Source organism: Solibacillus sp. FSL K6-1126 (assembly GCF_038003445.1).
Classification (GTDB): domain Bacteria; phylum Bacillota; class Bacilli; order Bacillales_A; family Planococcaceae; genus Solibacillus; species Solibacillus silvestris.
In genome coordinates this window covers 3756756-3783204 of sequence record NZ_JBBOPD010000001.1, presented here as the reverse complement: position 1 = coordinate 3783204, position 26449 = coordinate 3756756, and the positions used below count along the sequence as shown (strand labels likewise).

The window sequence follows — 26449 nt, the reverse complement described above, 5'->3', positions numbered from 1 at the left end:
CCGGGTCGAGATGTTCAAATAAACTCACCAAATGTACTAATATCCTCTCAACATTTTCTAATAAAGCCTCTCAATATTCTAATATCCGCTAGCTTCATTTGAAAGAACACCCAGAACAGCGTATACAATACCAATTTTCTAATATATATGGTCAAAATACTCGATGAAAATCTAAAAACCTCCACTTCAACAATTATAAACCGTTAAAGTGAAGGCGTTTTAAGTCAATTCCTTTTACAATGTAAATTTATCCATACTTTGTTGCAACTGTTTTGCCTGATTCGCTAAACGTTTAGAAAGCTCTTCCATTTCATCGACAATTTCAGTTTGAAGTTGTGTCGCATTTGCTACTTGCGCTACATCCGCCATCGTTTTTTCTGTACCTTGCGAAATTTCGATGACTGAAGCCGCAACTTCTTCTGAGCTTGCTGAAATTTGCTGTGATGTAGCAGAAATATGTTCTACACGCTCCGTTATATTGTAAATATTTTCGGTAATCGTGTGAAATGACTGACCGGCACGATCGATGACAACAACACCATCATTTGCACACTTGAGACTGCTTTCCACCGCTTCGCCAACATTTTGGGAATTGTACTGAATTGTTTCAGTTAAATGGACAATTTCATTTGCGGACTTTTTGGATTGCTCTGCGAGTTTGCGAACTTCATCTGCGACTACAGCAAAGCCTTTCCCATGTTCACCAGCTCTAGCCGCTTCAATGGCAGCATTCAAGGCAAGCAGATTCGTCTGATCCGCTATATCAGTAATGGCTTTCGTAATTGTACTAATTTGTCCTGACTGTTCAATTAATACGTTTGAAAGGCTGGAAATCGATTGAGTCGCTGCATATACTGTTTCCATTTGCTGCATCGCTTCGTCAATAATTTTTACCCCGTCATTAGCAAACTGGGTTAATGTAACAGCACCACTATGCAATTCTTGTGTTGAGCGGGCAATCGAATTAATTCCCTGTGCCGTCTCATCTACAGCAAGGGCACTTTCGTTTGCCCCAATTGTCATCGTTGCGGCGGTCTGTGCAGTATGCTCAATCAGTTCATTAATATGAGCTGTTTCCGATGAAATCGTCTCACTGTTTTTCATAAGTGCATCCGCTGAATTGCTAAGCTGATTTGCGTTTTGCTGAATGCTTACTAACAATTCCTCGAAATTACGCTGCAATGAAATAAAAGCATTCGACAGCATACCAAATTCATCTTTTGTGCGAACTGGTTTGTGTGAAACTTTAATATCCCCGCCAGCCATATGTTCCAGATCTTTTGTAATTGACTGGAGGCGCAGAGTAATGCCGTATTTCGTGTAAATCATATAGGAAGCTATAACAAGGAGCGCAATAATAATGAATATAACGGATAAAATCATCGATAGTGAAATCATGTTTTTCGTATTATTCACAACTTTATCAAGTTCGGTATTTTCAATTTGTTCCACTTTCCCGGCAAGCTCGCTTGTGAAATTGCTCGTATATGTATAGTCACCATTCACCACTGATAGCGCGGCTGCAATATCACGTGTCTGTACAGATGAAATCACTCTATCCATTTGTTCGGCAATGATTTCTGATTGGTCTTTTAAGTTATTAATAATCGGTGCAGCATCCGATGATATATTTTTGCCCTGCACTTCCTCGATAAGTTGGACGAGGCTAGTTGTATGGCTGTTTAGTGAATCCAAGTTATTTTGAGAAGGGTCTACTGCATAGGCACGAGCATAGATGCCTTGCGATAGTATATGTTGCTGGATAGCGTTAATCCGCTGAACCTGTGCCATTTGTACATCGACAGCTTTGGAAACTTCATCACCAATCCGGGAAAACTGAACGGTTGCAAATCCGATTGAAAATAAAAGCACCATCCCGATTAAAATAAAGCCGATATTAAGTTTTTTTCGAACTGACATATGCCTCAATCTCCTTGAAATTAATAGAATTATTAGAGTTATAAGGTAAATTATATAGGCAATACTTACTGAATACTAGAACAAAAGTAATAATTGGATAGTCAGAACATTAGTAGAAAGTATAATAAGTGCAAATTATATGGAGCATGGTACAATAAAGTGATTGAAATGAGAGGAAGAAATGAACATGTCTGCACCTATTAAAAAAAATGATCGTCAAACAGTTTATATAGAAGATTTAACACATGATGGCAATGGCGTCGCGAAAATCGATGGCTATCCATTATTCATACAAGGGGCACTTCCTGGAGAAACTGCCGAGATTCATGTAATGAAAACATTAAAGAATTATGGGTTTGCAAAAGTAGTGAATATACTGGAAAAGTCGCCTGATCGTGTAGAAGCGCCATGTGTCTATTTTTCGCAATGTGGGGGATGTCAATTACAGCATCTTTCGTATGAGGGACAATTAAAATGGAAACAAAATATGGTCGCAAATGTGATGAAGCGTCTTGGTAAAATCGACGCACCTGTCCATCCGGTAAAAGGGATGGAAGAGCCTTGGCATTACCGCAACAAATCACAAATACCTTTTGCGCAAAACGAATCAGGTCAGATGGTGGCAGGCTTCTATAAAACGAAGTCACACTCAATTGTTGATATGGAACGTTGTTTAATTCAAACAGGAGAAGCCGATGTTGTCATGGCAGACTTGAAACGTGAGTTGGAAATTTTAGGTTTGCGTCCGTATGATGAAAAATCCCATCAAGGCATGCTGCGTCATGTTGTCGTTCGTAAAGGTCGCGCAACAGGCGAAGTAATGGTCGTACTCGTTACAAAATCTAAGAAATTCCCGCAGGCGAGCGCGGTAATCGAAAAAATCCGAGCGCTTATCCCGAATGTCACGTCCATTGTCCAAAATGTAAACGGCGAGAAAACAAACGTTATATTCGGCAATGACACATTCACACTTTGGGGCAAGGATACAATTGAAGATACAATCGGCAATGTCCGTTTTGAAATTTCGGCACGCTCGTTTTATCAAGTCAACCCGGTTCAAACAGAAGTGCTTTATAAACAGGCCCTCGATTATGCACAACTGACAGGCAATGAACGCGTAATCGATGCCTACTGCGGTATCGGATCCATTTCACTGTTTTTAGCCCAAAAAGCGGGTCATGTAATGGGTGTTGAAATAGTCGAGCAGGCAATCGAAGACGCAAAACGCAATGCCGCATTAAACGGTTTTACAAACACATATTTCGAAGCTGGCCCGGCAGAGGAAGTCATTCCCCGCTGGTACAAAGAAGGTAAGGAAGCAGATGTATTAGTAGTCGATCCGCCGCGTAAAGGCTGTGATGAAGTGTTACTGAGTACAATCATCGAGCAAAAACCGAAGCGTGTAGTTTACGTATCGTGCAATCCCGCAACCCTTGCGCGCGACCTCCGTATTTTAGAAGACGGCGGATATAAAACGCAGGAAGTACAGCCGGTCGATATGTTCCCGCACACGACACACTGTGAAGCGGTTGCTTGGTTGGAGTTAGTATAGAAGTACAATAAAAAAGCTGTGTCAAAAATCCACATTGTATGGGAATTTTAGCACAGCTTTTTGAGGTTAAAAACAATTTTTTGAGTTAATTTTGTATTAAAGTGATTTTAATAATTTAATTACATCTTTGGCAACTGCGCCACCTGATGCAGGATTTTGTCCTGTAACAATACGATTATCAGTTACAGTGAATACTGACCAATCAGCATCTTTTACGTAATTGGCACCTTTACGAACAAGTTCATCTTCAGTTAAAAATGGAACGACTTTATCAAGTCCAACAGCAATTTCTTCTGTGTTAGTAAAACCGGTCACTTTAGTATTTTTAATTAAATATTCACCATCACCATTTTTAATATTTAATAATCCTACAACTCCATGACAAACAGCAGAAACAACGCCACCGTTAGCGTGAATAGTACTTGCAATGTTTTGCAACTTTTCATCTTCTGCGAAATCCCACATAACTCCATGGCCACCTGCATAATAGATAGCAGCATAATCATTTGGGTTAATAGAGTCAGCGGGCAAAGTAGTGCTTAGTTTATTTAAGAAATCAGTATTTGTGTAATACTTCCAATCTAATTCGGTCATTTGATCCGGTTGCAAACTATGCGGGTCGAGTGGCGTATAACCACCTTTAGGGCTCACATAATCAATTTCATATCCTGCTTTTTCTATTTCAGCTGCAAAGTGAACAGCTTCTCCTAACCATAATCCTGTTGCACGATCTAAATTGGGATACTTAGAGGTATTCGTTACTACTAATAATATCTTTTTCATTATACAATCTCCTTTAAGTTTGATACTATCAAGCTTATAGGTTAAACCATACTTTAAGTCAAGGAGGACACCTCGTGTATACAATTCAACAAGCGAGCCTCTTAATTGAAATACCTGCAAGTTCAATTCGATACTATGAAAAAATAGATTTAATTCCACCAATAAAAAGAAATGAACAAAAGCATCGAATATTTGATGAACAAGACATTGAACTTTTAAAATTAATTAAATGTTTTAGAAGTCTAGGCATGTCAATTGAGGATATAAGAGAAAATATATCAACGCTGAATTTAGAGCAGGAAGAGATTAATACACAAGCTATATTAATTCAGCACAAGAAAAAACTAGAAGAGCAAATTGGCATTTTAAATTCTTTTATTAGTGAAATTGATAAGAAAATAATTCCTGTATTATCAGATACAGATTTAAAATAACGTTAAAATATTAAGCTGAGTGATTCTACTACATCATTCGGTTTTTTTGTTGTTTTAAAATGAAAATATAACTTGTCATTAATTTACAGGAAGCATAATAACAAATGGGGATGAAAAGAAGCTGCCTTAAGCGTGACCTTCTTGAAAATATTTGAATGCTCCTGTTATTTCACTTAACTTGAGTAAATTAATATATACGTTTGTTCTATAAATGAGTTTCATAAATATGCATATTAATGGAATTTAATTTTATATATATGTAAAAATAATGAATAATTTGGAATATATGTTATTAATTTAACTTTTGTGCGCTATTATTAAATTTGTAATTATAAAGGAGGGAATATTGTGAAAAAAAGCTTTTTATCAGTTTTGTTAACGATATCATTATTAGTCTCGTTACCGTTTTCTACTTTTGCAAACGATTCAACAACTGGGTTAGCTGCCAGTCAAGAATCAAATGTAACTATTGAAGATTTTCTTGAAGAAGCTGTCACAGCTTTAACTTTTCAGCATGCTTCGGACTATATGAGAACAGAAGTCATTGAAAATTGGCTTGGTGATTATGAGTTCGAAAATATAAGCAACTATATTACTGAAAAACAGGCTGCACTTATTTTAGTAAAAGCCCTTGGTGCAGAAACAAATGAGGAAACGCTGGATGATTATAGAAAAACAGCAGATAAGCTAGGCTTTTTTAAAGGTGTTTCCGATTTACAGCCGATTACAAAAGCAAAGGTTTACAAAATGTTTAGTAATGTAAAAGACTATCAAAACAAAGATATTGATAACACAGGGGTACAGGAAATATCTGTCGAAGATTTTATGCGAAATCCTGGTAGTTTAGGTTATCAATTATCTCCAGACGGCGAATACATCGCTTACGCTGCAGAATGGCAAAGCAGGCTAAATGTTTTTATAAAGAATATGGATGATGAGAGCGAGCCTGTGCGAGTAACAAGTACAACTGATCGAGATATCGCGGGGCTTTTCTGGAAAGATAATAATATGTATTATTTGAAGGATAATGGGGGAGATGAAAATTATCATATTTACTCGTCTTCATTTAACGGTGCAAAAGAAAAAGATTTAACGCCGTACCCGAATGTTGTTGTACTTCCTATCGATTATTTGAAAGATGTTGAAGATGAAATTTTAATCATGATGAATAAAGAAGATGCAACGGTATTTGATGTTTATAAATTAAACGTAAAGACGGGTGCAACGAAGTTAGTAGCAAAAAATCCTGGGAATATTTTAAGCTGGATTCCCGATAGCAATGGACAAATTCGAATGGCTGTAGCATCTGACGGTGTAGTAGGTGCTGTTTTATATCGTGAAACAGAAGAAGATGAGTTCCAGCCATTTATCTCAATTGATGCTGGTGAAACAGTTTCACCGCTAGGATTTTCTCGAGACAATCAATCTATTTATGCCGTATCTGATAAGGGTCGAGATAAAGCGGCACTAGTAAAATATGATTTAGAGGGCAAAGAGGAAGTAGTTTTCTCAAATCCACTCGTAGATATTTCAGGTGCTCTTTACAGCTCAACAAAAGATCAACTTCTTTACGCTGCGTATATCACAGATAAAGTTCACTATAATTTCTTTGATAGCGAGTTTGAAAATCTTTTCAATAAAATGAAAGACCAACTTGGTGTAAGTGCAAGTGAATTTGGGATTAACGATTACAATAAGGAAATGACGAAATTTATCGTAAGTGTTTCAAGCGATACTGTTTATGGAAAGTATTATTATTATGATGCTGAAACAGAAACAATGACATTATTAGCAGAGTTAGGCTCATGGTTGGATGCCGGTAATTTGGCGGAGATGCATTCTATTTCTTATGAAGCGAGAGACGGTCTAATAATTCATGGTTATTTAACATTACCAAAAAATAAAATAGCTGAAAATTTACCGTTAGTTGTCATTCCGCATGGTGGTCCATGGGCTCGTGATATGTGGGGCTTTAATAATGAAGTACAGTTATTAGCTAATCAAGGATATGCAGTTCTTCAAGCGAACTTTAGATCATCCACAGGTTATGGTAAAGAGTTCCTTGAAGCGGGCAACAAGCAATGGGGATTAAAAATCCAGGATGATATTACAGATGGAGTACAATGGGCAATTGATTTGGGCATTGCTGATGCAGAAAAGATCGGTATTTACGGTGCTTCCTTTGGGGGATATGCAACATTGGCCGGTATAACATTCACACCAGACTTATATGCTGCAGCAGTTGATTATGTAGGGGTTTCGAACATCTTTACATTATTGGAAACAATCCCTCCATATTGGGAAACACAACGAAATATGTTCTATGAGCGTGTAGGCCACCCTGAAAAGGATAAGGAACTGTTAAAAGCTGCTTCACCGGTATTCCATGTCGATAAAATTAAAACACCTTTATTTGTAGCACAAGGGGCGAATGATCCGCGTGTGAATAAACAAGAATCAGACCAAATCGTACAGGCACTTAAAAATAGAGGTGTGGAAGTTGAGTATATGGTAAAAGACAATGAAGGACACGGCTTTGCAAATGAAGAAAACCGAATTGAATTTTATAATGCATTGGTAGACTTCTTTGCGGAATATTTAAAGTAAACTATTGCTCACTTCACACCCGCCACATGTTGTAGCGGTCGCTTGGTTGGAGTTAGTTTAATATAAAGATAAAAAAGCGGGGCTATCCTAAGAGTAGAACAACTCTTTTCGGATAGCCCCGTTTCATATAATCATTTAAATTGTAGTTTCCACCGGGAAAAAGTTAGGTAATTGTCGTTCACGTTTATCGAGGACAATTTGTTCTGGTTTGATACCTTGTTCACGTAACACGTCAATGTTTTGCATAATAAACTCGTCGCTGCCGACAACATAAAACAGACCGTCTCGATCAGCGGCAAGTTTTTTCACTTCTTCATAGTAATCTTTACGATTATCAACGTACTGTGATGTGAAGTTTTTAACAGGTGCAGATTCGAAAATATCGGTAAATAAGTAGTCTTTTGTTGAATCAATATTTAGAGAATGAATGCGACTGATGTTGTCAGGACGTTCCCAATAAGAAAGTACAAGCGGTCTAAACGTTGCAAGACCTACACCGGAAGACAATAAGTAAATATTTCTATTTTGTCTTTTCAGCGGTACATTGGAATGGATTTTAAAGAGTGCAACTTTATCGCCGACTTCGAGATTTCTTAAAATCGATTTAAATTCAGAGCACAGTTCTCTAATGCGAGTTGTAATTCCAACAGTCTGCTCATTTGGTAACGTGGAGATTGACATATGACGAACTAAGCTTTTATTTGGCTGATCACCAGCATTGAATCCTTCTAATGCAAGGTGTGTGTGGGCACCTTCTTCCCATGTAAAGCCTTCGGGAAGGTCGAGCAAAAACGTTTTAACTTCAGGTGTTTCATCAATAATTTTGTTTATTTTCGTCCAATATATTTGCATAAAACATACTCCTTAAGTAATGCTTATTTTCTTTATAGTTATAGTATATCATAGATGATAAACATTCTCATTTAAAACTATCCGTAATTACATTAATTTATTGGAAATGCCAGTAGTAAAAAGGGTTATGAGAGCAAAAAAGAAGAACGATTTACTGATATAGAAAATCGTTCTTCTTACTTTATTATTATGCAACGATTAAAGCTTCTCTACATTATGATTTAAGCGCGTAAGAAACTGTTTAAGCTGCTGTAATTCGCTATCTGAAAAATCTTCATAAAGGTCATTCAGAAATTGATCTTTAAACATTGTGCAACCTTCAAGTAATGCTCGTCCTTTATCGGTAATCGTTACAAGAACTTCTCGGTTGTTCTTTGCATTGCGTTGACGTTCCACATATTGCTGTTCTTCAAGCAGCTTTAAATGGCGCGTAATTGCAGATTGATCAATAGCTAAAGATTGTTGCAGAACCTTTTGAGAAACGCTTCCTTTTTTTATTAAAGAAACTAATATTTCATATCTCGTTAAACTGACTTCTGTTCTTTTTTCAAATATTTGTGTTACATGACGGTCTAATCTTTTTAACATCATGATCATCTGTTTTTTATCATCCAAACAAACTTCCATACTATACCTCCTTACATTGATTGCTTTTCGTTCCAAGTATCCCTATATGGTAGCATTTCCGTTCATTCGGATAAAGTCTAAAAAATTTTAATTGAACATGTCAGGCAAAGGCTCCTATAAGTCCATTAGCTAGAAAAACGAATAATTTGGTCGAATGGTAAACGAGATGAATTACGTGCTGGCATAGCAGCTTTTCCGATAGCGATTAATATCATCGGAACCTCATTTGCAGGCAACTCATATCTTTTAGCGAATGCTGCTTTATCAAAGCCGCCCATTATTACTGTGTCATAGCCCATGTCCTTCGCTAAAAGTACGATTTGCATAGAAATTAAACCTGAATCTAAATGTGCAATATTACTGCGTTCAGCATCCGAAAAATTGCTGTACGATGCTTCAGAATTTGAAATCATCATATCTGCAATTTCACGTGGCATATAGCCTAACTCAACATTTAAATCATTAATTTGCTTAGCATTTTTATACATTTCGATATCGCCAATGACTGCAATTATTGCAGATGATGTTTCGATTTGTTCCTGATTAAATCCAGCGATGCGCAACTCTTTCTTTTGCTCCTGATCGTCAATAACAAGGAAGCGCCAAGGCTGTAAGTTACTTGATGAAGGAGCTGATGTTGCTTGCTGTAAAATATGTTGAATTGTCTCACGGGGAATCGTAACACCAGGTTCATATTTACGAACTGATTTACGTTCATCCATTAATTTTTCTAAAGCTGATTTTTGTTGTGACATTTTTTTCACCCTTCTTTATCGAAATTGGAATAGGATTTCATTTTAGTTGATGAGTCAACAATTGACAAGTCATATGTCTTGGAGAGAGTCTCTGAGGAATACTCAATTTTCCTCTGTCGATAGGCGATGTATTCAAGCAAAACACTAAATCTACCCATATGATAAAAAGAAAATATTATTTTTTGGGAGTGAAAGACGTGTATAACCATGAAAAAGAAAGTAGTTATAATCAGGAATATTTTCCAAGTTACAAAGAAGAAGGGCATTGCAAGGGGAATTGCAATAAGGATAAACATAAAGGCGCATGCGTAGAAGAAATTCTTGAGGCAATTTTAAAAGCACAAAGGAAAGCCGAGAATGATCATGACAAGAAATGTTCTTCATGCGATGAATCGTTTGAAGAACGATTAGAAGAAAAAGAACACAAAAAATTTAGTAAAAACACTATTCCGGTTATTCTGTATTGTGGATGTGAACCATTTAAAGGTGAAGGCGTAACGGCTTGTCCGGCAGGAATGAAGGATAAAAAATTCATCTGCATTACTAGTTTTATTTTCAAGGTCAGAGAAATAAAAGGCAATTGTGCTGAATTGGAACTTTTAACGTTTAAACCAAAAAGAGATCGGTGCAATAAGTTCATGAGCCCTTGTGAACAAATTAACCATCAATATGTTAGCGACTTAATGAAAACAGGAATCTGCATTACTGTAGACTTATCCTGTTTCTGTGCAGTTACTACTTTACCAGCTGTACGACTATAGAAACGTGGTAGTGTTTTAATAATAGGTGAACTCTCCCCTAAAGTTCACCTATACAATTTACCCTCCAAAAACATCCAGAATATCATCGACTTCCTGTATATCTAAATGAGTTGAGTTTGTTTTGACCTTTCTCGTTGGAATGCTTGCATATACATTATTTACTTGATGTCCCTGCAGCAATTGCTTGATTTCGACCAAAGCCACTAAAATATCTTCATTTGGCTGGATTTTTTTAGCTGGATGAAAATATTCATTAAGTGCTGATAATAATAAATGATTAAGTGTCTGATTTTCGGCATGGTATTCGATTTGTTTTAAGATTTCTTTTGAAACCCCCACTGTTTCTCCGCTTTTAACATCGATAAAATGTGATGGAACTGTTAGTGCAGTCTTATTGAAATAGTCTGTATATAATTTAGACATATCCATCATCCTTAATTTCTCACAGAGATGAGGTTTTCAGTTTCTGTTTGAGCCTTAATTTGCTTCATTTTTGCAAGAATCATCAAGCCATGAACATTCAATTTTTCCATATTTTCGGGGAATGTCAATTGAATTGGCCGTCCTCTATCTGCCCAACGAACAGCTACTTCCTGTATTTGCTTCTGTGCTAGTTTGGCAGCGCCTCCGACAGCGATATATCGCGTAGCTCCTTTAATTTCGCTAGAACTGCTTCTAACCCGATCAAAATGTTCCAAATACTTGATGGCCAGTGATTTTAATTGTGGAACAATATATTTACTTATATCTTTTCTGACACCTGCAAAAGGCTCCACATACCATTCAGATTGTCCGGCAGCCAGTTTTTCTTCTAATTCCGCCCGAGAATCAAATTTATAAAATTCATTTTTACTCACCTTTTGAATAATATTATCGAGGAATTGATTGATGCCAAATGTTTCGCCTTCTACAGAAGCAACTGGTTTATTATTCTTGATTCCGACAAAATCAACAGAATCTCCACCTAGATCCCCAATAATTATCCCTTTCTGTGAATCCTTGACAAGCTCATCATCTTTGATTCCCAGTGTCTCTTGATCTCGTGTTAATCCGAGGTAAGCACAAGCACCTTCCGCTCCAATAATGACATCTTCTACATATAATTTTACAGTTATTTCTTTTGGATCTGAGACACCTGGTACCTTATGAAAAATAACTGTATGTGTCCCTACTAACTGTTGTCTAAATTTTTCCTTCATTTGCTTATATTGAGTAGTTGGCAAAGATACCGCTAATTGATCAATGTGATAGTGGATTTCGGTTTCCTTAGGGTTTATGCATATCGCATGGAAAGCAGCTAAACCAAATAACAGAATATAAGTGCGATCTTCGGTAACCTTTTGATTATTGAATCCGGTTAAACTTACATCACGTTGTTTAGTGGCTGCCTTTCCTATATAGAATATTTCCCTTTTGTCGATAATGGCATGACTTTTGAGTTCAATGATCAGATTTTCTTCAAATTTAATATCTTCCTCATCATAAGGTTTTTCATGAAATTCCTCATCGTACAAAGAGATTGCGTTTGGTATCTGATAATCCCCATAATATCCGTCATCAGATGACAAAGCTTTATACCAGCTATTCCCGCAATCTACCGCAAGAAGGTTTTTCCCTTCCATATTTCACTCACCTCTCATTTTTAATTGTATGCAGAACAATGGCCCACACGTGCCTGTACTTATTAATTTCCTGCTAAATACGATTTTAGGTATTCGCCCAGAGGGTGGGCATTTAGCCCGCATATGATGCACTAATTGATATTTAGGAGGGGCAAGATGTTCGAAGATAAAAAAAGTGATGTATGTAAAATCTCGTCAAATTTAAATGAGTGTGATAATAAACCTCATAACCCCCATGTAAGTATTGGGAAAATATATACAAGAGTTCCGGTAGTATTGGCTGAACTTACAGTACAAGTAAACTTAGATGCCTGTATTAAATTCCCCAAGCCTGTCTTGGAAATAAAAGATGTTAAAAAACAGATTAAACTAGTACAATGCAGATTGCTTCTGCCGACAAATAAATTATTTATTAAAGGGTTTGTGCGAAAAAATATTCAATATGCGACTCCGATGACAGAGCCGGAATGTACATTAAAAACCATTTCATCCAGCATAAATTCCTTAACGGTTGATGTTCCTTTTAGTTGTGTAACGGAAATCAAACACTATTTGAGAAAACCTGTTCAGCCTGCACTCAACACTCGGAGTGAGTTCGATTTTTTAATTGCAGATACATTGCCAAGCGGCTTTCCGGAAAAAGATGAATTTTTATCAAGCGATCTTTCTCAGTTTCATCAAAACTCCACTCAATATTATAATGAATTACCATTCTGCGAGTTAGTATCCAGTAATATTATTGAATGGGATGAAGCGATTGATCGAAAACATTTATCAAAGGATGCTCCTATAGGTGAAGGGGTTTTTACTCAAGTTGAAGAAAAAATGGTTGTTGATATAACGGTAAAAGTACTTCAAAACCAACAAATACGTGTATCTTCAACAACAAATGATGATTGTGATGACTATTGTTAAAGATTTTAGATTTAATTGACTGAAAAGAATCTTTAACTTTTCGTAAGGAGGGGAAGGGAGGGGGTGCGTAGGAGCATTCCTTCCAAAAGCCATGAATAATTTCCGGAATCCATATGTAGACCCCGACACATATCAAGGTAAGATTCATGATTATTATAAAAATCCAACAACCTCGAATAGTATCCAATTTTCTTTAAACAATCATCAAGGATTTGAACAGAATGAAACTCGACATAGTCAAAAAAACAATCAGTATGAAAAAACAAAAAAACATCCCATCTATTTAAATGATCGGTTAGGAAAAAGAACTGATTCAAAACCAGTTCTTTTTTCACCACCTAAAGTTGACTCGGTGCAAAAGCCTTTGAATGAAAATTCAAAAGAAAGGTTACCATTCGTTATTTCTGAAAGCAAAAACAGAGAAAAGGACAAGGAAGAAGTAGTTTCCACTTTAGCGAAGGAATTCTCTCTCATGCTTGATGATACGTCTTCAAAAAATGAAGGATTTGCAACTCTTCCAGAAAGTGAATTTGAGAACGATTCCTTTTTTAATTCGAGTGAAAGTCTACCCATATCTGAAAATAAATACGGTGATGAATATTCCAATGACGAGGATAATAAAAATGTTACTGAACATAAAGTTCTTACAAAAGGCGACCATTATTCTAACATGCTATTTGACGAGTTTGAGTCTGGGCGTCATTCATTAAATGAAAATACGAGCATTTTGGAAGATTTTTTCTCCGAAATACTTTCAGAAAGTGATGAACTGCAGGAAGAAAAGGAAATAGATGAATCCCATGAAGAAATGCGAGGCATGAATGAAGAATACGTTGAAACGTATAATGACACGACAGAAGATAATTTCTTCACCTTGTTTTCAAAAATCGATGAGCCGCAGGAAGAAGAACAAGACAGTACCAAGATTGAAGCAGATACTGAAAAGTTGGATGGAAATACCGAAACGCCTGCAGATAAATTCTATATAATGCTTTTAGAAAACGACGATGAACTGCAGGAAGAACAAGATGCCAATATAATTGCAGAAGAGATTGATGGGTCGAATGAAAATACCGATACGCTTGCAGATGAATTCTATACCATGCTTTTAGAAAACGACGATGAACTGCAGGAAGAAAGCGATGGCAATATGATCGCAGAAGAGATCGATGGGTCGAATGAAAATACCGATACGCTTGCAGATAAATTCTATACCATGCTTTTAGAAAACGACGATGAACTGCAGGAAGAAAGCGATGACAATATGATCGCAGAAGAGATTGATGCGCCGAATGAAAATACTGAAAAGCTTGCAGATAAATTCATTACAATTCTTTCAGAAAGCGATGAATTGCAGAAAGAAAAACAAAACAGTTCATTTACAAACTTTAGGGAGACAAAGTCTGTTGAAAGAGAAGATTTTTCAAAGCATGAACTTCAACTATGTCAAAAAAAACCTTCTATCGAAAAGAAGAGAAGAAATTATTATATTAACAAAAATAACCCTTATCAAATAGCGGGTTTTAACGAAGTTGACGGTGATCAGCTTCTTCAAAAAAATACTTATTTTAACGATTCTGTCGAAAACAAAAAAAAAATAACTGTCAAAATGCCCGTATTGCTGACTGAATTGGAAACAGATATTGATATTATTGAAACAATTGATTTGTTATTGTCGCTTGATAATATATTAAAAGTAGAATGGTCCGTCCAATCGCTTGATTGTAATGTTGTATTACCTTCAAAGACAGTGTTTTTAAAAGGTGAATTCATTGCAGAAATTGCATTTAGTAACAAAGAATTAGAAAATAATATCCAAACGTTAAAAGTCACTATTCCATGGAAAAAAGCTGAAAATATTCACTGGTTAACCTTACCTGATACACCTTTTCGCAAACAAGAAGAATTTATGTTCCAAGCCCATCATGAACATGATCCCAATTACCACTATGAAGCTAAACAAAAATTTGCAGAATCTATTCAAAGTCAATTAAAGCAAGTCCATTTTGTTTGGCACCAAGAACTAAATTCAACGGAAAAACAACTTCAAGTTAACGGGTTCGCTCAATTATCTATTCATTTTTTGCAAGAACAATTTGTTGACCTGGATTGCTACTCGAAATAATCATTGAGTAGCATTTTTTATGGAAATAAGGAGGACACGCTTTTTTATTAGCAAGTAGTTATGCTTAAAAGGCTGAAAATTGAAATTATATAGAAAAAATGTTTTGAAATTGAATCATATGACTATTTTACTAGCCTATAACATAAATACATCATTACATATGTTAGGAATGTAGAGTGAAACTTTGGCTCTAACAAAAAATGAAAGAGGGTTTAGATAATGGATCAAAATTATTCAAAGAATGATGGCTATTCAATGAATGATGGCTATTCAATGAACGATAACTGCAAGCCAGCCAAAAATCATAAGCAGGCGGAGGATCATGGGGTCAAATCTCAGCAACAAATTCCTGTAACTGATTCAGGCCTTGACTTTACTTTAACACCTCAAGCTGCTAGATTTAAAATTCCAGTAATCCTTGCAGAAAGAACGCTTCAAATTGTCGTAGAGTCAGATATTTCCCTTTATCCGCCGGCAACTGAAATTAAACGAGTTAAAAAACATGTATTCTTAGATCAAGTAAAACTAGTACCGGTAAGATTCACACGAATTGGGACTACTGACTATTTCAGAGTAACAACCGCTAAATTATTTGTAGCAGGGCATATTCGTAAAAATATTGAATATGCTTCAGCAGATTACAATGCACCACTTCAGGATCGAATTGCAAATGTTCGGTTTTCAGGTTTTGCAGAATTATCAGGAACTGATTTCGTAAGTGCTCCAATTATTGGTATTTCAGAAAATGCAGAAGCTAATTTCCTTAACGAAAAAACTCAAATGGACGCTCGTTTGGATAAATATTTCTTCCAAAATCTTGTGAAATACAATGAGCAGCCATATGGTGAGTTAGTTGCTGCCAATTTCTATGAACTTGATTTTTCACCACATTCCACATATCATGATGGTTCATTCCACACTTTACGTGAAAAAATTGTGCTAGACCTTACTTTAAAAGTATTACAAGTACAGCAAATCAGATTAGGTACAACAGCACAAGCACAAGTTCCTAACCTGTTTGCTTTAACTCCTCCTCCTACTGTAGCTGCTGCAGAAGATACTACAACAACAGAAGAGTAAAAGTAAGTTAGTTTGTTCAGTAACTATTAAGAGGCATCCAAAATCGTTTACTCGATTTTGGATGCTTTTTTGGTCGGAAACCTTATTCAAAATTGGCTTTTCCAAAGAAGACTACAATGAAAAGCAGGGGATGTGATTACCTCGTCCTAAAATTATATTAAACATTATTTTCGCTATAAAAATCGGTTAATTGACTGTCCAGGCGTTCTAATTGAATGCTTTGAGAATGTGGAAATCCATCCAATTTCGTCTTTTGAGAACACATCCGGCATGAACAATGGATTTTTCCCTTTGCAAAATACCCTGTAAAACGAGCATGCCATCCAATTTGTTCTGCAATTTTAGTTTTACGTTGAATGACTCTTTTTCGATGATGTCGATAATAGGTTCGACTTCGGTTTTTATTGTGTTGCTTCATTACCATCAACTCCTTGGGCTAAGGCTCAGCCTGTAAAAGTCCCCCAAAGAATAAATTGGACCGTTACAGGCTGAGTATGAAGGCAATAAATATGTTGGAAAGATCCAAGTCAGTCACCTCGTGTAAAAGTAATTCCTCTTATTATAAGGGAAAAGTGTTGCCAAAGTGATTTTGAATGAGTATTGTTGGGCATCTAAATCGATAATAAAATTGCATGACTATTGCTGATGCAATCATATCAGACATAGCCAATGCCTCTGTCTCAATTTGATCAAACGCCTCAATATCGGCCTGGTAATTTTTTTGAATCATTGTCACGGCTTCGTTTTCAGTTAACTCTAAATGCTTATAGAACATTTCCTGCAGATCGTCTTTCCTTAAATATGGATTAATATTGCTTAAAAATAAGACAATGTCATCCGCATTTTTATACCATTCTTTCTCTTTAGCGTTCACTGTGTTTGTATCACCTTTCACAGCCGCTGTTACAAGTTCGGCAGCAATGACTAGGTGATCTTGAATGAGTTTGGCATAATGATCTGCAATTTGGTCACCATAAAAAGGCCTTAGATAATTGCCTAAATCGGTCGCATTTTGCAGTAGACGCTTCTGTACAAATGGTAAGTCAGGCAATTGGAACACAATGCTTGTAATTGTCATCCTCGTCCAGTTGACATGCTCCATCCAAAGCAATCGATTCATCGCCATATAATCGGACTCGGTTTTACTTATACAACGTTGATCCAAATAGCTTTGCTTTTGAGTTAAAAAATGCCGAAGCGGTGCAGTGTATTGTGAAAAAGGTTGGGGATATGAAGCACTGAGTGGATAGGTGAAAATACCATTTGTATAATAAGGATACATTTGTTTGTCATTCCTCTCTATTTTCATTCGAAATTAGACTCTTTTACTAGCATACTCAGGTACATTACGGTTGGTGAAAATTTGGTCGGAAATAAAGAGAATTTACATGATTTCACAATGAAGCTTAATTAGACAATGCGGATAGAAAAATTATTTCAACACACACTGTTAGTGGAGGTGAGTTGGAATGGGGAACAATAAACACAAAAACAATAAAACTCAGGATAACAAAAAGCAGCAGAATCAAAATCAAAATGCTAACAGACCACGTGAAAACAGAGAAGAATTTGCTGAGGAAGTAAACTTCAACCAAAATCAAAACCAAAAACAGAATAAAAAAGACTGTTAAGATTTTTATAACCCAGCCCCGATATTCATTAATAATGTTTATTGGGGTTTGGTTTTTTTTTATTTACTGGCATCGGTTAATTTATCGGCATATAAAGAGGAGGGCATTGTGTGAAAGGTTGGTTATTCTCAGGTACAAACAAACCGTTAGAATTGATTGAGAAAGAGGATCCAAAAGCAATTCCGGGTCAGGTTGTGATTGATGTAAAAGCTGCCGGCCTATGTCATTCAGATGTAGCGGCATTACAGGATCCAGGGTGGATGCCACTTTTCCCTAACGGCCCTGTTATTATGGGACATGAGTTTGCCGGGGTTGTAATTGAAGTTGGTGAAGGTGTAAAAAATATTGAAGTTGGGGACCGCGTTGGCGTTAACCCGATGGATAGGGCCACGAAAGTAACAGCCGGATACAACTATGATGGTGGGTACGCAGAAAAAGTGCGTGTACCTGAACATCAATTTTTAGTTATTCCCGAGGGCGTGTCCTTTGTAGAAGGTGCTGCTTCAACAGATGCCGGAATCACAGCTTATCGAGCTCTTTTTAGTATCGGGCAAGCAAAAGAAGGAACAAAATTAGGAATCATCGGAGTCGGCGGACTTGGACAATTTGCTCTACAAATGGCATTAATTAAAGGATGCAAAGTATATGCTACCGATGTTTCTCCAGACGCGCGTAAACTTGCTGATGAACTGGGTGCCCATAAAGTTTACGATACGATTCTTGATATGAAAGAAGCGGAATGTGACGTCATTGTTGACTTTGCCGGTTTCGGACAAACAACATCTGATGCATTGGAAGCTGTAAAAGTACAAGGCACAGTTGTAATTGTTGGGATGGGGAAACTGGAATCCAATATCAACACGTATTTAATGATTACAAAAGAAATTAAACTTTTAGGAAGTAATGGCGGATCAGTCGAGGACTTACAAGGTGTATATGATTGTTTTGCTACTGGAAAAATGAGCCCGAATCTGATTACAATTCCATTTGAAGAAGTCGACAAAGGTATCGAGAAACTGAAAAACCATGAGGTAAAAGGTCGTTTAGTAGCTGTATTTGAATAGTAATTTAGATCATAGAAATTCTTCTCTTCGATGTATTTACGACATATAAAAAGCAGTTCAAATTTTAGTTAAAATTTGAACTGCTTTTAATTTTGAAAAATTGCCTATTACTATCTTACTGTTGACTAGAGCTTAAATTTAGAAACCGACTCAGTTAATTTTTCAACCTGGTTATTTAAATGAGTAGCATGCATCGTTACTTCAGAAGTAGCAGACGTTTGTTCTTCAATTGAACTTGCAATTTCTTGAGTCTCTGCTGTAACTTCTGTTGTCATTTCATTAACAACTGCAATTGAAGATACAACGACATTTTTTTGCTGTTGCATTGTTGATACATTTTCCATCGTGTTTGATATTGATACTTTCATATTTTCCAATGTATCGGACAGCTGTTTAATAGCATTATCTACAGTATTAACTGCTGACTTCTGATCTTCGCTAATCTCATTTGTTTGCTTCATTACTTGAACGAGTTGCTCAGTATCTTCTAAAATACTTAGAATAATTTGCTGAATATTAGTTGTTGCCGCTTTAGAACTTTCTGCTAAGCTTCTTACTTCATCTGCCACAACCGCAAAACCTTTACCATGTTCACCTGCTCGAGCAGCTTCAATTGAAGCATTAAGTGCAAGTAAATTTGTTTGTTCAGTAATTTGAGCAATTACATCCGTTACTTTTGAAATGGATTTAGTTTTTCCATCTAACTGTCCGGTTACAACCGTTACTTCATTGAACGCTCGCTCTAAATTCGCATAGGATGTTTCCAATTGTTGAACCTTACCAATACTCGAATGCACTTCAACCAATGCTTCGTCTGCATCATTTACCATTTGCTGAGTTTTTAATTCTATAGATTCTATACCATCGGCCAATACATGAATAGCTGTAGAACCATCATGCATTTTTTCTGCTTGTGTGCTTGTATTCATAGCAATTTCTTCAATGCTGTTTGAGACATTATTTAACGCTTGCTCATTTTCCTTCGCAATAATCGCTAAACTGTTTGAAGAATGTTGAATTTGTAATGAATTTTCATTTACTTGGTTAATTAAATTGCGGACCTCATCAAGCATTTTGTTGTAGTGATTTGCCAAGTCTGCAATTTCGTCATTTGACTTTGTTTCAAAACGTGAAATAAAGTCGCCACTCGCTGTTTTTTCGAATACTTTTTTAAAGTTATTAAAAATCTCTACTAATTTTCGTGCCATGAAATAGGCAATTAAACAACCTATTATTAGCCCGATTACTAATGATATCCAACCTGCAATTGTTAAATCTTTTAACTGCTGTGCATAACTATTAGCATCTACTAATGAAACAATTTGCCAATTATTTTTCTCGATTACCTGAACTTCACCTGTATAATTCACTTCATTCCATTCAAACTGTTCAATTTTATTGCTTCCATTTTTGGCATCGGAGAGCCATTTAAACTCTGCTTCTAATTTGGCAGTATCTAATAAATCCGTAACCCCTTCAATTTTACCGGAATTATCCGCAATAATATTTTTCCCGTCCCCATCTTCAATAAATGAAGATATAATCAATCCATTTGGATCGACAATCATTAATTTTGAAGATGATTTGGCTTCAATTCCTTCACGAATTGTACCAATTGTTGAGAAATCAATATCATAGCCGACCGCACCAACAAGTTCATCGTTTTTAAATACCGGGGCGATAACAGAAGTCATCAGCTTGTTTACACCAGTATCCAAATAGACATCCATCCATTGTAGGTTGGGGTTTGCGTTCAATTTCGCGAATGTTTGAGAATCACGTACATCCCATTCATAATCGATTTGAGGTGTGACATGTAATTTTCCGGTATTAAAGTCCATGTAATATACGGATAAATAATTTTTATTATTCTCTTTCAATGTGCGGGTAATTTTATCGATTTGTAAATAATCAACCTGTTCATTTTGTAAAATCGTTTCGATAACCTGACCGAACTGCAGAAGATTTGTTTCATAATTTTCTAAGCCTAAGGACACTTGATCAACAGCATTTTTTGCATTATTAGAAGAAGTTTGCTCATTTTCTTCCGTTAAAATATTTCGTACTGTCCACTGACTAAAAATAACTGTGATGACGACTGCTAAAATAACAGCGAGTGAAATGAACATCATCCACTTAGTTTTTATAGTTAAATTACTGAATATATTCATGTTTTACATCTACCTTTTACCTATGTATTTACTTTCATTCCCAAAATGAGGGGTTTGAAGACGAATTAAGGATATATTATCACGGGACTTTTGTCTATTAATTTTTCAGTAAATTATAATATATATTTAAAAGTTATAATTTTTTGATTTATTTTACTATTCATTAAATATTTTATAGAAAATTTTTTACTAAAGGATACTTCTGGTTTTTTGGTTCAAAATATCCAAGATAGGGCATAAAGAATTATTGATGTTTTTTCTATATAAATACTGGGAATTTAATGAAATTAGAAACAAATTAAGTGGGTGAAAAAAAGTGGATGTATTGGATTGTATTATTATCGGCGGCGGACCGGCAGGATTAAGTGCGAGTTTAGTTTTAGGTAGAGCTAGGAGAGAGATTGTATTAATCGATGATAAAACGAATCGCAATCGCGTGACAGATGAGGCCCGTGGATTTATTACGCGGGATCGGACAAATCCACAGGAGTTCAGAGAAATGGGATTGCAAGAATTGGATAACTATCCATCGGTATCCTATGTGAATGCAACCGTTACTGAAATAATTAAGGACACAGATAATGAAAGATTTACTGTCAAAGCGTCTAACAAGCAGGAGTATGTGACAGAAAAAATTATATTGGCTACAGGAATTCAAGAGGTTTTTTTCATACCGAGCATAAGAAACTATTATGGGAAAAGTTTATTTAGCTGCCCTTACTGCGATGGTTGGGAACAGCGGGATAAACCTTTAGTTGTGATCGCGGAAAAAGAAGATCATGTAATGCATTTAACTAAACTAATTTATAACTGGTCAAAAGATTTAGTTGTTCTAACGAATGGCCTTAAACTATCGAAAGAGGCGGTGTCGCAGTTAGAAAGACGAAAGATCAAAATAATAGAGGATCAAATAAAAACTTTAATTGGTAATGAAGGCTATTTAGAAAAAATAGAATTTGAGTCAGGAGAAACAGTAAAGCGTTCATATGGTTTTGTAGCGCCGACCTATTACCGTCCTAATAAACTAGTGGAAATGTTAGGGTGTGAAATACATGAAAATGGAAAAGTTATAACAGATGGCGTTGGCAGAACATCTGAAAAAAATGTTTATATTGCAGGAGAAACCGAGACAGCCCGACCGTCTTCCTTAATGATTTCGGCTGCCAGAGGAAATAAAGCGGCAGTTTCTGTAAATGTTGATCTTACTGAGGAACGTTTTTAAATTAGAAGTAGAACAAAAAATTATGAGTACTAAAATTACAAAACGAATTTTTGAAAAAGAATTCGTTTTTTTCTATTGAGCATGTCATAACAAGGTAATGCTAATCTAACTCTTACATATAAATATAGTAGAGGTTCAATTAATCTATAAGTAAGTTTATATTACAGTAATAACTATAGATAAAAATAATAAGTACGCAGAAATGGCTGCGTAAAGTGGAAGGTGTATACGATGAGAAAGATTATTTTATCAACTGACAGTGGAGCAGATTTACCGAAAGAACTCGTTGAAAAATATCAAATTCAAGTAGCTCCCATGCACATCATTATGGATGGAAAAGATTATTTGGACGGAGAGCTATCTGTAGAAGAAGTTTTTGAATATTATAATCGCACTAAGAAAATCCCATCTACTGCAGCAACTAATGTACAGGAGTATCATGATTTCTTTTCAAAAATCAGATCGGATTTTCCGGATAGTCTCATTATTCACATTGGTTGTACATCAAAAGCATCCGTCACTTTTCAAAGTGCGGTCATTGCTGCAAAAGAATTTGACGACCTTTTCCTTGTTGATTCATTAAATATAACAGGGGGATTAGCTGCAATCGTCATGTATGCGGCCATTTTGCTTGAACATGAACCTTCCATTGACCATAATCGTTTAATAGAGAAAATAGAATCCTTTGTTCCGAAAACAAGGCTTGCGATTCTTCCAGGCAGTCTCGACTTTTTGAAAGCGGGTGGAAGGGTAAGTAATCTAGTTTATCTTGGTGGAGCATTGTTGAAAATAAAGCCTTGTATTGAATTAAAGGATGGGAAACTTGTTTCAATAAGAAACTATCGCGGGAAGATGAGTATTGTAGCAGAAAAGTTTATGCGGGATTTTTTAAATGAATATAATATTGATAGAAAACTGCTATTTTTGATTTACTCTATTGGACTTGATGAAAGTATTAAAAATCGGATGGTTGAAATTGCAAGAGGGAAAGGATTCGAAAATGTGAAATGGATGCAAGCCGGAGCGGGAATATCTACGCATGCTGGTCCAGGCGGGTTTGGGGTTGCCGGATTAGAACGTTAGTAAATGTTTCGATTGTTGAGGGGTAGATACAGTATGGATAAAATTGTATGGTTATCAGCACTAACTTATTTTCTTTTAATCGCTTTACTTATTTTCAGCTATTATATAAGTAAAGGACTTTCCAGAATGATAGTCAGCTTCATCGGTATTGCAGCCCTTGTATTATTAACGTGGACATTAATCGATAATAAAATTATGGATTATCAGGATGCGAATATCGGGTTGGGATTAGTATTTTTTTTAGTATGGATTATCACTTTTTTTATGTTTTTATTTGCGCTTATTATGTTTTTTCGGTCAAAAAGACAGGGTTAGTCCGAATATCAAAAGAACGAATCTTCCAGTGGACTCGTTCTTTTGTTTTGAACTATAAACTTATAGTAATGATTTATGCTGGAAAGGGCATTTTCCTTGAATTGGCACGATGTCATCACCGATAAAGGATTGTTTCCATTCGTTATGTGTCGGATCTCCAAAGTGGCCGATATCAGGATGCTTTGGTAGCTGATCCCAAACTTCCACACGTTTCCGCACTTTCTCCCTCGACATAATCCCGCCTTTTTCAGTACCCTCTAAACCTTGGAATATTTTACGGGGCTGAAATCCAAGTACCATTGCATTTCCTAAATGGCGGGTTTTGCGCTTCTTATATGCAGGAGCATTTCCAAACACAAAGATCGGCTCTCCAGCGAAATGAAAATCCCACAAGTAATGATCCGGATCACGAGGACTGTTTTCCGGCCATTCTACTTTATCGACCGTATGCAGGTACTGAAGGATATCCCAAAACTGTTTGCGGTAATCATCTAGAGCACCTTCTTGTTCAAAAGGCTCCACAAAAACAAAGAGACCGTGTCTTTTATAATTGGGCTGTTTAAACAAATCTAAAAAACCTTCAACTGCTTGAGGCAGATTACTCCAGTCGTCCTGTGTAATATACGCATAACGGAGTTCGCCTTTTAGTTCGCCGCTCATCCCAAAAAAGCATGGGAATGTTTTATCCGTTACTGTATTATGAAAAGTTTCATATTCGCTATACAGCCAACTTGGCAAGTCTGTTCGATTGTGGAAATCCTCTTTTGTTAATAGTGCCTGCCCTTTCGTAATCATATAATCTCCTCCATTGATGTTCTTCGCCTAATTTTAATTTTTATTGTTAGTCCATACCCCAACGGAAAATTCCTGAAACAACAGCATTCACCTAGTAATAATCGGAAATAGTTTATGAAATCGAGAAATTAGGGAATGGTATAAAGGTGAATTGAAAATTTGGAGGATGACTTATGGTTAAAACAGTTTCAAATAAATCTAACGTACAATGTCAAAGTGAATATGGAATTTTAAAACAAGTCGTATTATGCGAGCCTGAATATATGGAAATTAAAGAAGTGATAAATGATGTTCAAAAAAAATATGAAGATGACAATATTGATCAAGAACTTGCCGTTAAGCAGCACCGAAACTTTGAGCAAGCGTTACGTAATGCCGGTGTAGAAATAATTAAACTGCCGCCTAGTAAAGACCATCCGGAACAAGTATTTACAAGAGATATTGGTTTTACAATTGGAAATCACTTGTTTGTTTCTGAAATGGCCAATCCCATCCGTCAAGGTGAAGAGGAAGTATTGGCTCAATGGCTGAGCAACAATAAAATTGCTTATAAAAACCTTTCTTTACATTCCATTGAAGGTGGCGATGTGATTGTTGATGGCAATAGGGTCTTTGTCGGAATTAGTGATCGTACATGCAAAAAAGCAATTCAAAATTTACAAAAAGAATTACCCGATTATGAAATTATTCCGATACCGTTTAACCCAAAATATTTACATTTAGACTGTGTATTCAATATTCTCTCATCAGAAGATGCTCTTATTTTTCCGGAAGCGTTCGAACCAAAAATAGTCAATCTTTTGTCGAGTATGTATCATTTGATCGAAGTAAGTGAAACCGAGCAGTTTTCAATGGGGACGAATGTGCTTTCTATTGGACAAAACCGTGTGTTGAGCTTGCCGGTTAATCGTGATGTGAATTATCAAATGAAACAGCATGGTTATGAAGTGCTGGAAGTTGATTTCTCAGAAATTATTAAATCTGGCGGCTCATTCAGATGCTGTTCGATGCCAATTTTACGGCAATAAAAATTTGATGCCTTCCAATTATCGATGCGAATAGTCTTATTCGCACTTCGTTTTTACTATATGTCATTTATACAACACTCATTCTAAAAGTTGTGCTTCCCGCACTTCCTTTTTAGTGTATATTTAAGGTGAATACGCAAAAAAGATTGCAGCAGTGACTGCGCTTTTGAAAGGAAGGTACAATGAAGAGAATTATTTTATCGACTGAGAGTGGCGCGGATTTACCGAAGGACCTAGTTGAAAAACATCAAATTCAAGTAGTACCGATGCACGTTATTATGGAAGGAAAAGATTATTTGGATGGTAAGGTATCTGTAGAAGAAGTTTTTCAATTTTATGACCGGTCGAAAACAATTCCCTCTACAGCTGCGACGAATGTCCATGAATACCATAATTTGTTTACAAATATTCGATTGAAGTTTCCTGAAAGCATTATTATTCACATTGGCTATACGTCAAAAGCATCTGCTTCCTTTCAAAGTGCGGTAATTGCAGCAGAAGATTTTGACGATCTTTATCTCATTGATACGTTAAATGTAACGGGTGGATTAGGTGCAGTGGTGATGTATGCAGCAAATTTGCTTGAAGAAGAACCTGAGATTAGCCATGAGTACTTAATTGAAAAAATCAATTCAATCGTTCCTAAAACAAGACTGGCTTTCTTGCCAGGAAGTTTAGACTTTTTAAAAGCCGGGGGACGGGTGAGTAATCTCGCATATATCGGTGGCGCATTGCTTAAAATAAAGCCTTGCATCGAGTTAAAAGAGGGTAAACTTGTTTCAACTAGAAAATACCGTGGCAAAATGGATAGTGTGGCAGAAAAGCTTATGAACGATTATTTCAATGAATACAATATCGATCGTAAACAGTTATATTTAATTTACTCGATAGGACTTGATGAACGTATTAAAGAACGTTTGGATGAAGTCGCGAAGGAAAACGGCTTTGAGAATGTAAGATGGATGCAGGCCGGAGCGATGATTTCAACTCATGCAGGTCCAGGTGGATTTGGTATTGCAGGGATAGAACGTTAGTGAACAAACTAAGAAAGAACCTGGATTTTTAATTCCAGGTTCTTTTTATGATTATCACTTTTGCTCCTCCATG

At 36.2% G+C, this 26449-nt stretch carries 25 protein-coding genes; 14 read left to right on the top strand and 11 right to left on the bottom strand.

All coding sequences use genetic code 11. The features are described from left to right. Window positions 1-234 precede the first annotated feature (234 nt). Window positions 235-1920: a methyl-accepting chemotaxis protein gene (locus tag MHH44_RS18895; protein WP_340799336.1), complete on the bottom strand. Its 1686-nt coding sequence runs from the start codon at window positions 1918-1920 to the stop codon at window positions 235-237. Between the two features lie 187 nt (window positions 1921-2107). Between MHH44_RS18895 and rlmD the strand changes: the two genes are divergently transcribed. Further along, window positions 2108-3472: a 23S rRNA (uracil(1939)-C(5))-methyltransferase RlmD gene (gene rlmD, locus MHH44_RS18890; protein WP_340799335.1), complete on the top strand. Its 1365-nt coding sequence runs from the start codon at window positions 2108-2110 to the stop codon at window positions 3470-3472. Window positions 3473-3568: 96 nt separating this feature from the next. Here the strand turns inward: rlmD and MHH44_RS18885 are convergent, their stop codons facing one another. Beyond that, complete coding sequence (locus tag MHH44_RS18885) at window positions 3569-4255, bottom strand: type 1 glutamine amidotransferase domain-containing protein (RefSeq protein ID WP_065217627.1); 687 nt, start codon at window positions 4253-4255, stop codon at window positions 3569-3571. 74 nt (window positions 4256-4329) lie between these two features. On the opposite strand from MHH44_RS18885, the gene MHH44_RS18880 reads away from it, so the two are divergent. Both MHH44_RS18880 and MHH44_RS18875 read left to right on the top strand, forming a co-directional pair. Next, window positions 4330-4689: a MerR family transcriptional regulator gene (locus MHH44_RS18880; protein ID WP_340799334.1), complete on the top strand. Its 360-nt coding sequence runs from the start codon at window positions 4330-4332 to the stop codon at window positions 4687-4689. Between the two features lie 348 nt (window positions 4690-5037). Next, the gene (locus MHH44_RS18875) at window positions 5038-7296 is read left to right on the top strand and encodes a S9 family peptidase (protein WP_340799333.1); all 2259 of its coding nucleotides are present in this window, start codon (window positions 5038-5040) and stop codon (window positions 7294-7296) included. A 135-nt stretch (window positions 7297-7431) separates the two neighbouring features. Here the strand turns inward: MHH44_RS18875 and MHH44_RS18870 are convergent, their stop codons facing one another. From MHH44_RS18870 to MHH44_RS18860, 3 genes are all read right to left on the bottom strand, one after another. Continuing rightward, the gene (locus MHH44_RS18870) at window positions 7432-8148 is read right to left on the bottom strand and encodes a ferredoxin--NADP reductase (RefSeq protein ID WP_340799332.1); all 717 of its coding nucleotides are present in this window, start codon (window positions 8146-8148) and stop codon (window positions 7432-7434) included. Window positions 8149-8346: 198 nt separating this feature from the next. Continuing rightward, window positions 8347-8775 (bottom strand): MarR family winged helix-turn-helix transcriptional regulator, encoded by a 429-nt coding sequence (locus tag MHH44_RS18865; RefSeq protein WP_014822630.1) that lies wholly within the window; start codon window positions 8773-8775, stop codon window positions 8347-8349. A 125-nt stretch (window positions 8776-8900) separates the two neighbouring features. Further along, complete coding sequence (locus tag MHH44_RS18860) at window positions 8901-9530, bottom strand: nitroreductase family protein (RefSeq protein ID WP_008405542.1); 630 nt, start codon at window positions 9528-9530, stop codon at window positions 8901-8903. Between the two features lie 197 nt (window positions 9531-9727). Between MHH44_RS18860 and MHH44_RS18855 the strand changes: the two genes are divergently transcribed. Next, window positions 9728-10291: a CotY/CotZ family spore coat protein gene (locus MHH44_RS18855; protein ID WP_008405543.1), complete on the top strand. Its 564-nt coding sequence runs from the start codon at window positions 9728-9730 to the stop codon at window positions 10289-10291. A gap of 57 nt (window positions 10292-10348) precedes the next feature. Here the strand turns inward: MHH44_RS18855 and MHH44_RS18850 are convergent, their stop codons facing one another. Both MHH44_RS18850 and MHH44_RS18845 read right to left on the bottom strand, forming a co-directional pair. Further along, entirely contained in the window at window positions 10349-10714 is a 366-nt protein-coding gene (locus MHH44_RS18850; protein ID WP_340799331.1) for a dehydrogenase, read from the bottom strand. Between the two features lie 11 nt (window positions 10715-10725). Beyond that, window positions 10726-11913, bottom strand: coding sequence for a ParM/StbA family protein (locus tag MHH44_RS18845; RefSeq protein ID WP_340799330.1), 1188 nt, complete (start codon window positions 11911-11913; stop codon window positions 10726-10728). A gap of 156 nt (window positions 11914-12069) precedes the next feature. Here MHH44_RS18845 and MHH44_RS18840 point away from each other — a divergent pair, with 156 nt between their 5' ends. From MHH44_RS18840 to MHH44_RS18830, 3 genes are all read left to right on the top strand, one after another. After that, window positions 12070-12828, top strand: a complete 759-nt coding sequence (locus MHH44_RS18840) for a CsxC family protein (RefSeq protein ID WP_340799329.1) — start codon at window positions 12070-12072, stop codon at window positions 12826-12828. A 91-nt stretch (window positions 12829-12919) separates the two neighbouring features. Continuing rightward, on the top strand, window positions 12920-14953 hold the full coding sequence (locus MHH44_RS18835) for a hypothetical protein (RefSeq protein ID WP_340799328.1): 2034 nt from the start codon (window positions 12920-12922) through the stop codon (window positions 14951-14953). Window positions 14954-15226: 273 nt separating this feature from the next. Then, a complete protein-coding gene (locus tag MHH44_RS18830; RefSeq protein ID WP_051127955.1) occupies window positions 15227-16033 on the top strand; it encodes a CsxC family protein in 807 nt (268 codons plus the stop codon). Window positions 16034-16190: 157 nt separating this feature from the next. On the opposite strand, the gene MHH44_RS18825 is transcribed toward MHH44_RS18830, so the two are convergent. Together MHH44_RS18825 and MHH44_RS18820 are read right to left on the bottom strand one after the other, a co-directional pair. Next, the gene (locus tag MHH44_RS18825; RefSeq protein ID WP_051127954.1) at window positions 16191-16451 is read right to left on the bottom strand and encodes a hypothetical protein; all 261 of its coding nucleotides are present in this window, start codon (window positions 16449-16451) and stop codon (window positions 16191-16193) included. Window positions 16452-16592: 141 nt separating this feature from the next. After that, window positions 16593-17315, bottom strand: a complete 723-nt coding sequence (locus tag MHH44_RS18820) for a hypothetical protein (protein ID WP_340799530.1) — start codon at window positions 17313-17315, stop codon at window positions 16593-16595. Between the two features lie 187 nt (window positions 17316-17502). On the opposite strand from MHH44_RS18820, the gene MHH44_RS18815 reads away from it, so the two are divergent. Both MHH44_RS18815 and MHH44_RS18810 read left to right on the top strand, forming a co-directional pair. Continuing rightward, entirely contained in the window at window positions 17503-17664 is a 162-nt protein-coding gene (locus tag MHH44_RS18815; RefSeq protein WP_008405556.1) for a hypothetical protein, read from the top strand. Window positions 17665-17774: 110 nt separating this feature from the next. After that, window positions 17775-18728, top strand: a complete 954-nt coding sequence (locus MHH44_RS18810) for a zinc-binding dehydrogenase (RefSeq protein ID WP_340799326.1) — start codon at window positions 17775-17777, stop codon at window positions 18726-18728. Between the two features lie 125 nt (window positions 18729-18853). Here MHH44_RS18810 and MHH44_RS18805 read toward each other — a convergent pair whose 3' ends face one another. Then, window positions 18854-20899, bottom strand: coding sequence for a methyl-accepting chemotaxis protein (locus MHH44_RS18805; protein WP_340799325.1), 2046 nt, complete (start codon window positions 20897-20899; stop codon window positions 18854-18856). Between the two features lie 316 nt (window positions 20900-21215). Here MHH44_RS18805 and MHH44_RS18800 point away from each other — a divergent pair, with 316 nt between their 5' ends. The 3 genes from MHH44_RS18800 to MHH44_RS18790 all read left to right on the top strand — a co-directional run bounded on the left by MHH44_RS18800 (window position 21216) and on the right by MHH44_RS18790 (window position 23519). Next, window positions 21216-22121, top strand: coding sequence for an NAD(P)/FAD-dependent oxidoreductase (locus tag MHH44_RS18800; RefSeq protein ID WP_340799324.1), 906 nt, complete (start codon window positions 21216-21218; stop codon window positions 22119-22121). A 231-nt stretch (window positions 22122-22352) separates the two neighbouring features. Continuing rightward, a complete protein-coding gene (locus tag MHH44_RS18795; protein ID WP_339263257.1) occupies window positions 22353-23204 on the top strand; it encodes a DegV family protein in 852 nt (283 codons plus the stop codon). A gap of 33 nt (window positions 23205-23237) precedes the next feature. Continuing rightward, a complete protein-coding gene (locus tag MHH44_RS18790) occupies window positions 23238-23519 on the top strand; it encodes a hypothetical protein (protein ID WP_008405562.1) in 282 nt (93 codons plus the stop codon). Window positions 23520-23579: 60 nt separating this feature from the next. Here MHH44_RS18790 and MHH44_RS18785 read toward each other — a convergent pair whose 3' ends face one another. Then, window positions 23580-24314 (bottom strand): YqcI/YcgG family protein, encoded by a 735-nt coding sequence (locus tag MHH44_RS18785; protein WP_087617472.1) that lies wholly within the window; start codon window positions 24312-24314, stop codon window positions 23580-23582. A gap of 173 nt (window positions 24315-24487) precedes the next feature. Between MHH44_RS18785 and MHH44_RS18780 the strand changes: the two genes are divergently transcribed. Then, the gene (locus MHH44_RS18780) at window positions 24488-25342 is read left to right on the top strand and encodes a dimethylarginine dimethylaminohydrolase family protein (protein ID WP_340799323.1); all 855 of its coding nucleotides are present in this window, start codon (window positions 24488-24490) and stop codon (window positions 25340-25342) included. Between the two features lie 182 nt (window positions 25343-25524). Next, complete coding sequence (locus MHH44_RS18775; protein ID WP_340799322.1) at window positions 25525-26376, top strand: DegV family protein; 852 nt, start codon at window positions 25525-25527, stop codon at window positions 26374-26376. Window positions 26377-26449: the final 73 nt, after the last annotated feature.

Bases quoted from the DNA above. Each gene is read 5' to 3' on its own strand.
- MHH44_RS18895 (WP_340799336.1), bottom strand. From the start codon at position 1,920: ATGTCAGTTCGAAAAAAACTTAATATCGGCTTTATTTTAATCGGGATG.
- rlmD (WP_340799335.1), top strand. From the start codon at position 2,108: ATGTCTGCACCTATTAAAAAAAATGATCGTCAAACAGTTTATATAGAA.
- MHH44_RS18885 (WP_065217627.1), bottom strand. From the start codon at position 4,255: ATGAAAAAGATATTATTAGTAGTAACGAATACCTCTAAGTATCCCAAT.
- MHH44_RS18870 (WP_340799332.1), bottom strand. From the start codon at position 8,148: ATGCAAATATATTGGACGAAAATAAACAAAATTATTGATGAAACACCT.
- MHH44_RS18865 (WP_014822630.1), bottom strand. From the start codon at position 8,775: ATGGAAGTTTGTTTGGATGATAAAAAACAGATGATCATGATGTTAAAA.
- MHH44_RS18860 (WP_008405542.1), bottom strand. From the start codon at position 9,530: ATGTCACAACAAAAATCAGCTTTAGAAAAATTAATGGATGAACGTAAA.
- MHH44_RS18850 (WP_340799331.1), bottom strand. From the start codon at position 10,714: ATGTCTAAATTATATACAGACTATTTCAATAAGACTGCACTAACAGTT.
- MHH44_RS18845 (WP_340799330.1), bottom strand. From the start codon at position 11,913: ATGGAAGGGAAAAACCTTCTTGCGGTAGATTGCGGGAATAGCTGGTAT.
- MHH44_RS18840 (WP_340799329.1), top strand. From the start codon at position 12,070: ATGTTCGAAGATAAAAAAAGTGATGTATGTAAAATCTCGTCAAATTTA.
- MHH44_RS18835 (WP_340799328.1), top strand. From the start codon at position 12,920: ATGAATAATTTCCGGAATCCATATGTAGACCCCGACACATATCAAGGT.
- MHH44_RS18830 (WP_051127955.1), top strand. From the start codon at position 15,227: ATGAACGATAACTGCAAGCCAGCCAAAAATCATAAGCAGGCGGAGGAT.
- MHH44_RS18825 (WP_051127954.1), bottom strand. From the start codon at position 16,451: ATGAAGCAACACAATAAAAACCGAAGTCGAACCTATTATCGACATCAT.
- MHH44_RS18820 (WP_340799530.1), bottom strand. From the start codon at position 17,315: ATGTATCCTTATTATACAAATGGTATTTTCACCTATCCACTCAGTGCT.
- MHH44_RS18815 (WP_008405556.1), top strand. From the start codon at position 17,503: ATGGGGAACAATAAACACAAAAACAATAAAACTCAGGATAACAAAAAG.
- MHH44_RS18805 (WP_340799325.1), bottom strand. From the start codon at position 20,899: ATGAATATATTCAGTAATTTAACTATAAAAACTAAGTGGATGATGTTC.
- MHH44_RS18795 (WP_339263257.1), top strand. From the start codon at position 22,353: ATGAGAAAGATTATTTTATCAACTGACAGTGGAGCAGATTTACCGAAA.
- MHH44_RS18790 (WP_008405562.1), top strand. From the start codon at position 23,238: ATGGATAAAATTGTATGGTTATCAGCACTAACTTATTTTCTTTTAATC.
- MHH44_RS18785 (WP_087617472.1), bottom strand. From the start codon at position 24,314: ATGATTACGAAAGGGCAGGCACTATTAACAAAAGAGGATTTCCACAAT.
- MHH44_RS18780 (WP_340799323.1), top strand. From the start codon at position 24,488: ATGGTTAAAACAGTTTCAAATAAATCTAACGTACAATGTCAAAGTGAA.
- MHH44_RS18775 (WP_340799322.1), top strand. From the start codon at position 25,525: ATGAAGAGAATTATTTTATCGACTGAGAGTGGCGCGGATTTACCGAAG.